Raw genomic sequence first — 11,934 nt, forward strand, 5'->3', positions numbered from 1 at the left:
GTACATAAAGCCTTTGCCCATCCGTAAATAGGTGATGTCGATTCCCCAGACTTGGTTTGGCCGGTCGATCGTCAAGCCGCGGAGCAAGTAGGGACGCGTGTAGGTCGCATGCAGGCGCTTGCTCAGATTCGGCTTGGGATAAACGGCCTCAAGCCCCATGATCCGCATGCCGGTCGGTAGATGCTGGTACGATTCACAGACAGCAGCTCAGCTTGGCGCTTGAGCGTGATCGTCGTTGTGTTGTCCGGCTCCACCATCGTTTTACGCGATTCGAGAGATTCATTTGAGGCCAGATTTTTTTTTGAGCCAGTCGACCTCAACCGTAAGTTGACCGACCAGCTTCTCCAAGCGCTCCTGCTTGGCTTCGTATTCCTTTTTCATTTTTTCTGTTTCGCTCGTCTTCTTCTCGAATACGGTCGAAGCGCGCTCCAGGAACTCTGCTTTCCACCGGCTGATCATCACCGGGCTAAGTTCGTATTTCGAAGCAATCTCGTTGACGGTCTGCTCCTCGCGGAGCACCTCCAGCACAACCTTCGTCTTGAATTCTGAGGTATATCGGTTCCGTTTTTCCATGATCTCATTATAACTTATTTTTCACGCTCCCGTGTCTTAGCCTATGGGAGCAATATAGACAACCATGCACTGGCTAAGTCCGTCGGACCCGGCGCTACGCGCTTTAAGCCAATGAGGGTTCACAAGAACGTTATCTGAAATAGGACTATATAGAAAGGGAGAGAAGTATGATTGAATGTCCATGGTGTAATAATCAGGTGCAGTTAGTAAATGATATTTGTCCTGAATGCAAGCATGAAGTTTTGCCCGAGCATTTAATCACGAGTACTTTTACCGATCATACCGATGAAGGAAACAATAAATTGAATTTGAAATTAATCATATCCAAATGCGACGATTTGTAGTTATGCTTATCGAAGGCCTTAAGCCCGTGTCCTATAAGGATTCTTAACGTTGAAATTGCTTGTCGCTGATTGCGGATTTTCTACAGTTGCCTCAACGCGCCTTGTCCATCTCATGCCGGCCGCGCCGGGATATCGGCATGTTTGATTTCGGCCGAAAATACAATAGGTTATGAAATACAGTTCGAGAGGAGAATGACAATGGCGTATCCTATATATCCTTATATAGGTTGGGAGCAGCAATGCACGAATGTTCCGGTCGTTTTTCCTGCGCAGCATCAGAACAGGCATCCGGGATTTGAATATGTGATGAATCCCCGGCCGATTTTCGATAATCCGGGTTATACGGGAAGCGGAAAGTTGAAAAATAAAGTAGCGATTGTGACGGGCGGGGATAGTGGAATCGGGCGGGCCGTGGCCATAGCTTTTGCCAAGGAAGGAGCCGATCTGGTGATCCCTTATCTCGACGAACACCAGGATGCGATTGAAACGAAGCAAATCATCGGCAAGCTTGGCCGAAATTGTCTGCCTATAGCTGCAAATTTGAGGGAGGAAGACGCCTGCCGCTATATTGTGGAGACAACGATCAAAACCTTTGGACGGCTCGACGTCTTGGTGAATAATCACGGCGTACAGTTTCATCAGGACAGTATTTTGGATATTACAAAAGAACAGCTGATGAACACGTTTCAAACCAATATTATTTCTTTTTTTGATATGACCAAAGCTGCGCTGCCTCATTTGCCCGCCGGGGGCTCCATCATCAACACGACCTCGGATACCGCTTTTTCCGGGATGGGGAATATGATCGATTATACGGCCACGAAAGGGGCCATTGTATCCTTTACCCGTTCATTGTCTCTGTCGTTGGCCAAACACGGGATTCGGGTAAACGCGGTAGCGCCCGGACCTACTTGGACGCCCCTAATTCCGTCTGCATTTGCCGCGGCAGAGGTTAGAACTTTTGGTACAGAAGTGCCTTTGAAACGGCCGGGGCAGCCATTTGAATTGGCGCCGACTTACGTGCTGCTGGCTTCCGATGATTCGACCTACATATCAGGCCAAGTGTTGTTCGTAAACGGCGGATCCGTCGTAACTTGATTTTCAGCACAGAAAAGTCGGCTCTCACTAGTTTATTTAGAAATATAAAATGAATTATTTTCAAACTTTGTTGTCAAACCAAGTTCTTCAACAGCGAATTTCCAAGTCATAGGAAAGTAGGTTATGTCATTTAGAACCAGTAAGGGATACTCTTCTGAGGAGTTATCAATCCAAACATCATTAACGTACACGTTAAATTCAGGCATTGTGGCGTAAAGCTTTGAAGCCGGGACGCCGGGATCAGTATTAAGATTTGCCGGTTTATTATTTGTCTTTCTGATCACGAAGCCAACCTCAGCATCCCACTTTGTCTCCAAGGCGAGTGCCTGAGTATAATTCCATGTCATTGGAAAGTAAGTAATGTCTTTATAAACAACAACAGGATACTTAGATGTTGAGTTTGAAATCTGTTGACCATTCACAAAAATGTTGAAGCCAGGCAGACTTACTTTAACTGCCCCCTCAGGAACGTTTTCTTTTGGCGATATGCTTGAAGAGGCAGCGTTTGCTGAAGAACCGGAACTGCTTGACGAACGGCTGCTGTTGTTACCGCCGTTATGATAGTGATACTCCCCATATTTCAAACCCCATTTCTCACAATTGGTTCGACAAGTATGACCGCCGTTCTGATCTGTTCTACCGGGATGAGCGTTAGCGATTGAAGCAAAAGGAAAGCAGAGCAGGACAATAATCATAATGGTTTTCTTGAGTTTCATTGGTATTATCCTCCTATCATAGATCTAATCACCTAATAAATTACCATGAAATGAAAAATACGACAATAATACAAAAAAATGAAACGGAGGCTGAGTTAGCCTTAATAAGTTCATTAGTGAGGATAGCGGCATGTGAATTGGATCGTCTAATTTGCATGCTGTTTTTGTTTTTCTGATGAGAACATTCAAACGAATATTTGACTGAATAGAAAATAGGGAGTATGATGATCCTATACTCAAACGATTAGTTGATTGATGGGGTGTTTGAATGACGCCAAAAGATACATGTGAACTGTATTGTTTTGACGAAGTAAAAGTGCAGCGCGTTCAAAACTCGCTAATGCGGCAGGATATTTCAGGCATGGCGAATATGTTTAAAGCGCTCGCCGATGAAACGAGGATGAAAGTGGCCTTTGCTCTATGCCAAGAAGATGAACTTTGTGTCTGCGATGTGGCCAACATTATCGGCTCCACGCTTGCAACGGCTTCACATCATCTGCGAACGTTAAAAAAAATGAATCTTGTCAAGTACCGAAAAGAAGGAAAGCTGGTATTTTATTCTATGGATGATGACCATGTGCGCCAACTCATTAAACTCGCTTCCGCGCATCGTCAGGAGATGTTGACCGTTGAACATTAAAACGCAAAATCCTAAAGAAGAGAAAAATGTGTACCGGGTTCAAGGTTTTACCTGTACCCATTGTGCAGCCATCTTTGAGAAGAACGTAAAAAATCTCCCAGGCGTTCAGGATGCGCAAGTAAACTTCGGAGCATCCAAAATAACGGTTTTTGGGAATACATCGATAGAGGAATTAGAAAAGGCGGGAGCATTTGAAAACCTGAAAGTGACGCCTGACAAAGAGCGTGCCGTGGAAAAGAAAGAACCACTTTGGAAAGAAAACTGGAATGTCATTGTTTCTGCCTTGCTTCTGATCGCCGGTTACTTTTTGGGAGAGCAGTACGGGGAAGGTTTGCTTTCCTCTCTAACCTATGGCGCATCTATGCTGATCGGCGGCTATGAATTATTTAAAAAAGGCTTGAAGAACCTTTTTCGCCTTCAGTTTGATATGAATACGCTAATGACCGTAGCCATTATAGGGGCTGCTGCCATTGGCGAATGGGGCGAAGGGGCCACGGTTGTGATTTTGTTTGCAATCAGCGAAGGATTAGAGCGGTACTCCATGGAAAAAGCTCGCCAATCGATTCACTCGCTGATGGACATTGCACCGAAAGAAGCGTTGATTCGCCGCGGCAGCACCGAGCTCACCGTAAACGTAGATGATATCCGGGTCGGGGACATTATGATCGTAAAGCCCGGTCAAAAGCTGGCGATGGATGGAGTCGTCATTAAAGGAGAGTCTAACGTCAATCAAGCAGCCATTACCGGCGAATCGATTCCTGTCGCAAAAACCGTCGATGATGAAGTCTATGCAGGTACGCTTAATGAAGAAGGGTTGCTGGAAGTACAAGTAACCAAGACGGTCGAGGATACGACGATTGCAAAAATCATTCATCTGGTGGAAGAAGCGCAAGCCGAGCGGGCTCCTTCTCAGGCGTTCGTTGACCAGTTCGCGAAATATTATACGCCGGCGATTATGATCGCGGCCGTACTTGTTGCTGTCATTCCGCCATTATTCGTTGGCAGCAGCTGGGGAGAATGGATTTATAGAGGTTTAGCGCTTCTTGTTGTAGGCTGCCCTTGTGCTCTTGTGATCTCCACTCCGGTATCGATCGTGACGGCGATCGGCAACGCGGCGAAACGCGGCGTGCTCATTAAAGGCGGCATTCACTTGGAGGAAGCGGGGCGAATCTCGGCGGTTGCTTTTGATAAAACAGGAACGCTGACAAAGGGCGTGCCTCAAGTCACTGATTTTATCACGATTGGTAAGAATCTTTTTGGGAAAAATAATGAAATCTTAAGAATTGCAGCCATTCTGGAAAAAGGCTCGCAGCATCCTATCGCGTCTGCGATTGTAAGAAAAGCAGAAGCGGTGCAAGTCGATTTTAAAGCCGATGCGGAAGAATTCAGCTCCCTCACCGGTAAAGGGGTAAAAGGGAAGGTTGACGGACAGCTTTATTACATGGGCAGCCCCAAACTTTTCTCTGAGCTGCAGACATCCATCGATAAAGAAATTCTGACACAAATCGGTGAGCTGCAAAACCAAGGGAAAACGGTCATGTTGCTGGGGACGGAAGAAAACATCTTGGCTCTGATCGCGGTTGCCGATGAAGTGAGGGATTCCAGCCAGCATGTCATTTATAAGCTGCATGAGCTTGGCATGAAGAAAACCGTCATGCTTACAGGCGACAACCAAGCGACTGCCGATGCGATCGGCAAGCGATTAGGTATAGCAGAAGTCAAAGCGGAACTGCTGCCGCAGGATAAATTGGAGTATATTAAAACGCTTCGCAGCCAGTACGGCAATGTCGCCATGATTGGCGACGGGGTAAACGATGCTCCTGCCCTTGCTGCTTCCACTGTCGGAATTGCAATGGGAGGCGCCGGTACGGATACAGCTCTGGAAACAGCGAATATTGCCTTGATGGGCGATGATTTAAGCAAGCTGCCGTACACCATAAGCCTAAGCCGAAAAACACTGGCGATCATTAAGCAGAACATCGCGTTCTCGCTTGGAATTAAAGTCTTGGCGCTGCTGTTCATTGTTCCCGGATGGCTTACGCTGTGGTTGGCGATTTTCGCCGACATGGGGGCAACCTTAATGGTTACCCTCAACAGTTTGCGATTGCTGCAAGTCAAAGACTGAAGGCCGGATGCTCCTCACCCGAGAAAGCATCCGGCTTTTTGCGCATTTATCCGAAGGCGGACAAGTTCTGATGCCATTGGGCGACTATTCCTTCAGCAAGAAGTTTGGCTGGCTTGTGGACAAGTTCGGGGTTTCGTGGCAAATCAATCTTCCGTAACCGGCGGCAAAAGGATATTTTCGTTTAGTCGATAGGGGATAGGGCGGGGGCAGGCGAATCCGAGCAGAGAAGACGAATGAAAGCTATACTGTTCCGCTCTCTTCTTCTGCAGGAGCCGGATCGTGGGACATCCGTATTCCCTAAAGCGGCGAAGCGGCCTCCGCTGTCCACCTTCCGCACCGTATGCGACAATAACGATAGTTGCTTCCCTTCTAAGCGGGGCTCCTAAACCCCTAAATCGACTTCCCCTTAAAGCAGCGCATTCAATAAATGCACCCCCATATCCTTCCATCAAGCGATATCCCACCCCACCCAGGCTGGGTGTTCCCTTCCATTAATTCAATCAGCGACAGACGAATAGCAGCGAAATGTCATTCCCAGCCAACCTTGGGCTTCGCTCAGTCCACAAGAGGTAAATGTGGTTTCAACTCAGTTCGATAATAATGGTTATGCTTATCCAAACGATAATACATGGATTCAAATACATACAACTCGGCTTGGTAATATGTGGATCAAAGTAGAAAACACAAAAATTGGCGTAATCCGTCCAATGAACGCCGACCTCAACGTAAAAGTAGCCACCCCCTGTACGACCACCCGTATCGTGAAGCCGCGAACGGAGCCATATTATCTCCTCAAACAGTACATGCAAAAGCTGATTTCGTGTCGCCATCCGGTCTGTATGCTATTCAGATTGAAACTGCGTGGCTTGGTGATCGGTGGTTGACCGACTATCGCGTTTCGAAAGGGGGAGAACTGCGCATTGGAGCGGGAAAAGGTATATAATGAGATGAAACCACTGCTTTTGTCGTTAGCATATCATACTTTGGGGAGCATCATCGAAGCGGAAGACATTGTCCATGACGTGTTCCTTTCGTGGGAAGAAAAACCGCCGCAGCAAGTGCGCGATTCAAAGCCTATTTGTGCAATATGGTTTTATCGCGGGAAGCGAATACCGTGAAATGAAAGGTGATCAAATGACATTAGCTCTGAGAAGACTGCTGGCCTATTGGCTGGATTTCGTATTGCTGGCAATCATTTTAGTCGATTTGCAAGGGCTGGTTTATATCACAACATCCGGATTTCCCTTTCATTTCTTGAAGGAAGGCTATCATATTGAAATTTGGGTGCTTCTATCCATGTCGCTGCCGGTTTGGTTATATTTTATTTGGTTTGAGCTTAATCAACAGCAAACCCTTGGGAAACGGATGCTAAAATTAAAAGTAACGAATCGTGAACGATCAAAAATAACCTTCAGGCAAGCGTTCCTAAGAACCTTTATCAGGCTCTTGCCCTGGGAATTAACGCATATCATTATCCTAGTTCCCGAACCATGGTGGGGTATGGAAGGGCCGCCGGCCCATATGCATCTCATTTACATCCCTAATCTGATGCTGCTTCTGTACATTCTCATACTATTTGCAGGCAAAGGAGAAAAAGGGGTGCATGACATGGCCGCTAAAACCATGGTGATGAGAATTCGGGATGAAAGATAGAAGCTTAACCATTTGTTCGCCGTAAATCTGATGACGGTTTGCAGCCGGGTCAAGGCAAACGCCCGTTTTTATGGGGAATGGTCGCTGGAATAGATATTTTGAAAGCGCATACAATTAAATGAGTTGATATGTTTGATATATTACCAAAGATGATATGTATATTAGACGGTTGGGCGCTTGTTTAATACACTTGTTAAAGCAATCCATCCTTATAAAGGAGTGAAGAAAGAATGACTGTCCAATATCAGCCCGGTCTTGAAAACGTGATTGCTAGCGAAACTTCCATTTCTTATCTGGATGTTGAGAATGAAGAAATTGTATTGCGTGGCTATGACTTGATTGAACTTGCCCGCAAAGTAACCTATCTGGATGTCGTCGGGTTATTGTTGAACCGCCAGCTTCCTACCCCGGTTCAACGAAATGCGTTGGAGGAAAAATTGAAATCCGAGTATTCCTTCCCCGAAGACGTCCTTTCGATATTGAAGCTGCTTCCGCAAAAGACGAATTTAATGGATGTATTGAGAACGGGGATCTCCGCTATTTCCGGCTATGATGAGGAACTGGAGGATCGTTCGCGGGATGCGAATTACCGCAAATCGATTCGCCTGCTGGCCAAAGTACCGCAAATCGTTGCAAACGGATACAGGGCCGTTACAAAGCAACCCTTGTTGGAACCGCGCAAGGATCTTTCCTATTCAGCCAATTTCTTGTACATGATCACAGGAACCGTTCCCACGAAGTTGGAGGAGAGGGTCTTTGACCAATCCTTGATCGTGTACAGCGAGCATGAGATGCCGAATTCCACGTTTGCCGCGCGCGTGATTGCCTCTACGCAATCCGATATATACGGAGCTTTGACTGGCGCCGTCGCATCGCTGAAAGGTACGCTTCATGGCGGTGCGAACGAAGCAGTGATGAAGATGCTGCTTGAGGCGGGAACGGAAAGCCAAATCGAACCGCTCTTGCTGAACCAGTTGTCCCGCAAGGAACGCATCATGGGCTTCGGTCATCGCGTGTACATGAAAAAAGTTGATCCGCGCGCCATGCTGATGAAAGAAGCGCTGGCTGAATTGGTGCAGGAGAAAGATAAGCATGAACTTTTCAATATTTGTGTCATCGGAGAAAATGTGATGAAACGTGAAAAAGGGCTTTATCCGAATCTCGATTATTATGCAGCTCCCGTGTATTATTTGCTGGGTATTCCGATCGATTTGTTCACGCCGGTTTTTCTTGCGGCACGCACGATCGGCATATGTGCGCACGTGATGGAGCAGCATGAAAACAACCGGTTGTTCCGGCCTCGCGTGTTTTATAACGGTCCGCGCGGATTACATCCACAAAATTGAGATGATCACGATAAATGGAGACGGAGAGTGAATTGCAAATGAGTACAACAGACTATATTCAAAAGAATGACTCACAAGTGGATCAATTATTGAATGATCTTGCCGACTACGTATTGGATTATACTGTAGAGAGTGAGGAAGCGTATCGCATCGCCCAGCATGTACTGCTTGATTCACTCGGAACAGCTATATTATCGCTCCGTTTCCCGGAATGCGCCAAGCATCTGGGTCCTGTTGTACCGGGTGCCAATTTGCCGGGCGGGGCCCGGGTTCCGGGAACGAGATACGAGCTTGAGCCCGTTCATGCGGCATTTAATATCGGCTGCATGATCCGCTGGCTGGATTATAACGATACATGGCTCGCCGCCGAATGGGGGCACCCGTCGGATAATCTGGGCGCCATACTCGCCGTCGCGGACTATCTGAGCCGCGGTCGGGTAGTAGAGGGGAAATCGCCATTCACGATCAAGGATGTGCTGACGGCTGCGATTAAAGCGCATGAAATCCAGGGGATATTGGCGCTTGAAAACAGCTTGAACCGGGTCGGACTGGATCATGTGCTGTTCGTCAAAGTGGCTTCAACGGCAGTGGTTACGGCCATGCTCGGCGGCGGCAGGGAACAGGTCGTCAATGCGCTCTCCAACGCATGGCTTGATGGAGGCAGCTTGAGAACATATCGCCACGCCCCCAATACCGGCTCGCGCAAATCCTGGGCTGCCGGCGATGCTACGAGCAGGGCCGTACGCTTGGCTCTTATGGCGTTAAACGGAGAAATGGGATACTCTACTGCGTTGTCGGCCAAACATTGGGGATTTCAGGATGTACTGTTCAATGGCAAGGCATTGGTGTTGGGACGGCCCTTGGGATCGTACGTGATGGAAAATGTGTTGTTTAAAATCTCGTTCCCGGCCGAATTTCATGCGCAGACAGCGGTCGAATGCGCGTTCCAATTGCACGAATCGGTGAAGGACCGCTTCGAGGAAATCGATCAAATTACTTTAACGACGCATCAATCCGCCATTCGGATTATTGACAAGAAGGGCCCGCTTCATAATCCGGCTGACCGTGATCATTGCTTGCAGTATATGGTGGCCATCGGGTTGTTGTACGGTACGTTGACCGCCGAACATTATGAGGACGAAACGGCATCCGATCCCAGAATCGACGAGCTTAGAAAAAAAATGGTTGTCATTGAGGATGAGCAGTACAGCAAAGACTACCTTGATCCGGAGAAACGGTCGATTGCCAACGCGGTACAAATTCATTTCAAGGACGGCACGCATTCAGAGAAGGTTATTTGCGAATATCCGATCGGTCATCGCAAACGCCGCGCGGAAGGATTGCCCAAAGTTCTCGAAAAGTTTGAAGCCAATCTGTTAACTCGTTTTCCCCGGAAAAAGGCTGCCGATATTTTGCAGCTGTCCTCGGATTATAACCGATTGACCGAGTTGCCGGTACAAGAATATTTGAGTCTGTATGTGATTTGACAGATAACGTTCAAGACATGTTAACGTGGAGGTTATTATGGCGTGGTTAATTGAAAAGGAACCGGAACAAAGCAGGCTGGCCGACGAATTCCGAAGGCTTGTAAGCGGCGGACCGATTCTCAAAATTCCTGGCACACATGATGGAATGTCGGCAAGAATAGCGAAGCAGCATGACTTTAAAGCGATCTATCTTTCGGGAGCCGCTTATACGGCCAGCCGGGGATTGCCGGATCTGGGTATTGTCTATTCCAACGAGGTGGCTGAGAGGGCGCGCGATCTTATTCGCGCGTCCGGTCTACCGCTGCTGGTCGATATCGATACCGGTTTTGGAGGGGTGCTCAATGTGGCCCGGACCGCCAAGGAAATGGCGGAATCTAAAGTCGCCGCCGTTCAGATCGAAGACCAGGAGCTGCCGAAAAAATGCGGTCATCTGAACGGGAAGAAGCTTGTTACCGTCGAGGAAATGGTACAAAAAATCCGCACGATTAAAGAGATTTGTCCTACACTGTTTGTTCTTGCGCGTACGGATGCGAAAAGCGTGGAAGGAATCGATGCCGCGATCGATAGAGCGAGACAATATGCAGCCGCCGGAGCGGACGGCATCTTCCCGGAGGCGTTGGAGAGCGAGGAAGAATTCAAGCACTTCAGAAGCAAGCTGGAATGTCCTTTGCTGGCCAATATGACCGAATTCGGGAGAACCCCTTATTATACGGCGGAACAATATGAAGCGTGGGGATATAACATGGTCATCTTCCCGGTCACGTCTCTTCGGGTTGCCGCCAAGGCGTACGAACGCGTTTTTGCCGAGATTCAAAATAAGGGAACACAGGTCGACTCCCTGGATCGCATGCAAACCCGCAAAGAACTGTACGAGACGATCCGGTATTACGATTACGAAGAGCTGGATGCGAAAATTGCGAAGACGGTATTGCCTGAGCCTGATAAATAATGGAAGCCGGAGTATTCTGCTAAATCCCTCGAATGATGTTATCGAACGCTTCGAGGGATTGTTTTTTTTGATTTCCGCTACGGTTTATTTGATGCATTTCAGGAATTCATTCAGAACTTGCGATTTTTCGTCATTTCTCCAGACGAGGGACATCTCCAGACACGGTTCAACATCCTCTAAATCCCGATAGATGACGCCTTTATTTTTTTGATTTCGAAAGGAGTCCGGGACCAATGCAACGCCCATGCCTTCCGATACAAAAGCAACAATGGTCAATATTTCCGGCGCCTCCAAAGAAACGTTCGGACGATATCCCGACTTATAACAGAGTTGAATCACGGCGTCATGGTAAATGGATCCGTTATTGCGTGATGAGATAATAAAGTGTTCGCCGGCAAGATCCTGCATATGCAGTTTTCTTTTTCTTGTTAAGGGATGCTTCTGTGGAAGTGCGGCAATGAACCGCTCTTTAAGAATGATCTTCGATGTCAAAAATGGACTTTGAATTGGCGTGCGAACGATAGCAAGATGAATGCGTCCGTCATGTAAGGCTTGTATTTGATTCGTTGTCTTCATTTGATGGAGCATGAGGTTCACTGAAGGATATTGTAAGCGGTATCTTTGCAGAAAAGGCACAATACTATAAGTTGCCGACCCGACAAACCCGATGTCAAGCCGGCCAATCTCGCCTTTATTTGCCCGCCCGGCGGCATCTATAGCCCTGTCTATATGTGCCAGGCATAAGCGGCATTCTTCGAGAAATACTTTTCCCGCCTCTGTAAGTTCTACTCGTTGTTTGGTACGGAATAACAGGGGAAACCCTAGTTCATCTTCCAACTGCCTTATTTGTTGACTGAGTGGAGGTTGTGCAATATTTAAACGTGAAGCAGCCCGTCCGAAATGAAGTTCTTCAGCAACAGTAACAAAGTAGCGCAAATGCCTTAACTCCATCGAGAAACCCTCCTTTTAATTACATTTTACATCACTGGAAGGTGAATTGTAA

General features: G+C 47.4%; 11 protein-coding genes and 1 pseudogene. 9 read left to right on the forward strand and 3 right to left on the reverse strand.

All coding sequences use genetic code 11. From position 1 onward, the window contains the following. Nucleotides 1–279: 279 nt before the first annotated feature. Entirely contained in the window at nucleotides 280–573 is a 294-nt protein-coding gene (locus BLT35_RS27855; protein ID WP_062410518.1) for a transposase, read from the reverse strand. Nucleotides 574–1,115: 542 nt separating this feature from the next. Between BLT35_RS27855 and BLT35_RS00015 the strand changes: the two genes are divergently transcribed. Further along, nucleotides 1,116–2,015: an SDR family oxidoreductase gene (locus tag BLT35_RS00015; RefSeq protein ID WP_139170748.1), complete on the forward strand. Its 900-nt coding sequence runs from the start codon at nucleotides 1,116–1,118 to the stop codon at nucleotides 2,013–2,015. Between the two features lie 32 nt (nucleotides 2,016–2,047). On the opposite strand, the gene BLT35_RS00020 is transcribed toward BLT35_RS00015, so the two are convergent. Next, nucleotides 2,048–2,731 carry a YHYH domain-containing protein gene (locus tag BLT35_RS00020; RefSeq protein WP_062408981.1) on the reverse strand — a complete coding sequence of 228 codons (684 nt, stop codon included), beginning with the start codon at nucleotides 2,729–2,731 and terminating at the stop codon, nucleotides 2,048–2,050. A 268-nt stretch (nucleotides 2,732–2,999) separates the two neighbouring features. Between BLT35_RS00020 and BLT35_RS00025 the strand changes: the two genes are divergently transcribed. The 8 genes and pseudogenes from BLT35_RS00025 (at nucleotide 3,000) to prpB (ending at nucleotide 10,931) form a co-directional block, all read left to right on the forward strand. After that, entirely contained in the window at nucleotides 3,000–3,371 is a 372-nt protein-coding gene (locus tag BLT35_RS00025; RefSeq protein WP_054817715.1) for an ArsR/SmtB family transcription factor, read from the forward strand. Next, nucleotides 3,361–5,496 carry a heavy metal translocating P-type ATPase gene (locus tag BLT35_RS00030; RefSeq protein WP_074726749.1) on the forward strand — a complete coding sequence of 712 codons (2,136 nt, stop codon included), beginning with the start codon at nucleotides 3,361–3,363 and terminating at the stop codon, nucleotides 5,494–5,496. Before BLT35_RS00025 ends, BLT35_RS00030 begins: the two co-directional genes overlap by 11 nt. Before the next feature lie 34 nt (nucleotides 5,497–5,530). Next, nucleotides 5,531–5,653 (forward strand): annotated as a pseudogene (locus BLT35_RS00035) (VOC family protein); the annotation flags it as partial. Between the two features lie 790 nt (nucleotides 5,654–6,443). After that, on the forward strand, nucleotides 6,444–6,614 hold the full coding sequence (locus BLT35_RS27860) for a sigma factor (RefSeq protein ID WP_137669802.1): 171 nt from the start codon (nucleotides 6,444–6,446) through the stop codon (nucleotides 6,612–6,614). A gap of 16 nt (nucleotides 6,615–6,630) precedes the next feature. After that, nucleotides 6,631–7,149 carry an RDD family protein gene (locus BLT35_RS00050; protein ID WP_054817782.1) on the forward strand — a complete coding sequence of 173 codons (519 nt, stop codon included), beginning with the start codon at nucleotides 6,631–6,633 and terminating at the stop codon, nucleotides 7,147–7,149. A 230-nt stretch (nucleotides 7,150–7,379) separates the two neighbouring features. Then, nucleotides 7,380–8,495, forward strand: coding sequence for a citrate synthase (gene mmgD / locus BLT35_RS00055; RefSeq protein ID WP_062408977.1), 1,116 nt, complete (start codon nucleotides 7,380–7,382; stop codon nucleotides 8,493–8,495). Nucleotides 8,496–8,533: 38 nt separating this feature from the next. After that, the gene (locus tag BLT35_RS00060; RefSeq protein WP_074726751.1) at nucleotides 8,534–9,982 is read left to right on the forward strand and encodes a bifunctional 2-methylcitrate dehydratase/aconitate hydratase; all 1,449 of its coding nucleotides are present in this window, start codon (nucleotides 8,534–8,536) and stop codon (nucleotides 9,980–9,982) included. Between the two features lie 37 nt (nucleotides 9,983–10,019). Continuing rightward, the gene (gene prpB, locus BLT35_RS00065; RefSeq protein ID WP_074726752.1) at nucleotides 10,020–10,931 is read left to right on the forward strand and encodes a methylisocitrate lyase; all 912 of its coding nucleotides are present in this window, start codon (nucleotides 10,020–10,022) and stop codon (nucleotides 10,929–10,931) included. 84 nt (nucleotides 10,932–11,015) lie between these two features. Here the strand turns inward: prpB and BLT35_RS00070 are convergent, their stop codons facing one another. Beyond that, on the reverse strand, nucleotides 11,016–11,882 hold the full coding sequence (locus BLT35_RS00070; protein WP_074726753.1) for a LysR family transcriptional regulator: 867 nt from the start codon (nucleotides 11,880–11,882) through the stop codon (nucleotides 11,016–11,018). Nucleotides 11,883–11,934: the final 52 nt, after the last annotated feature.

Source organism: Paenibacillus naphthalenovorans, from assembly GCF_900099895.1.
Lineage (GTDB): Bacteria > Bacillota > Bacilli > Paenibacillales > NBRC-103111 > Paenibacillus_G > Paenibacillus_G naphthalenovorans.

Bases quoted from the DNA above. Each gene is read 5' to 3' on its own strand.
- BLT35_RS27855 (WP_062410518.1), bottom strand. From the start codon at position 573: ATGGAAAAACGGAACCGATATACCTCAGAATTCAAGACGAAGGTTGTG.
- BLT35_RS00015 (WP_139170748.1), top strand. From the start codon at position 1,116: ATGGCGTATCCTATATATCCTTATATAGGTTGGGAGCAGCAATGCACG.
- BLT35_RS00020 (WP_062408981.1), bottom strand. From the start codon at position 2,731: ATGAAACTCAAGAAAACCATTATGATTATTGTCCTGCTCTGCTTTCCT.
- BLT35_RS00025 (WP_054817715.1), top strand. From the start codon at position 3,000: ATGACGCCAAAAGATACATGTGAACTGTATTGTTTTGACGAAGTAAAA.
- BLT35_RS27860 (WP_137669802.1), top strand. From the start codon at position 6,444: ATGAAACCACTGCTTTTGTCGTTAGCATATCATACTTTGGGGAGCATC.
- BLT35_RS00050 (WP_054817782.1), top strand. From the start codon at position 6,631: ATGACATTAGCTCTGAGAAGACTGCTGGCCTATTGGCTGGATTTCGTA.
- mmgD (WP_062408977.1), top strand. From the start codon at position 7,380: ATGACTGTCCAATATCAGCCCGGTCTTGAAAACGTGATTGCTAGCGAA.
- BLT35_RS00060 (WP_074726751.1), top strand. From the start codon at position 8,534: ATGAGTACAACAGACTATATTCAAAAGAATGACTCACAAGTGGATCAA.
- prpB (WP_074726752.1), top strand. From the start codon at position 10,020: ATGGCGTGGTTAATTGAAAAGGAACCGGAACAAAGCAGGCTGGCCGAC.
- BLT35_RS00070 (WP_074726753.1), bottom strand. From the start codon at position 11,882: ATGGAGTTAAGGCATTTGCGCTACTTTGTTACTGTTGCTGAAGAACTT.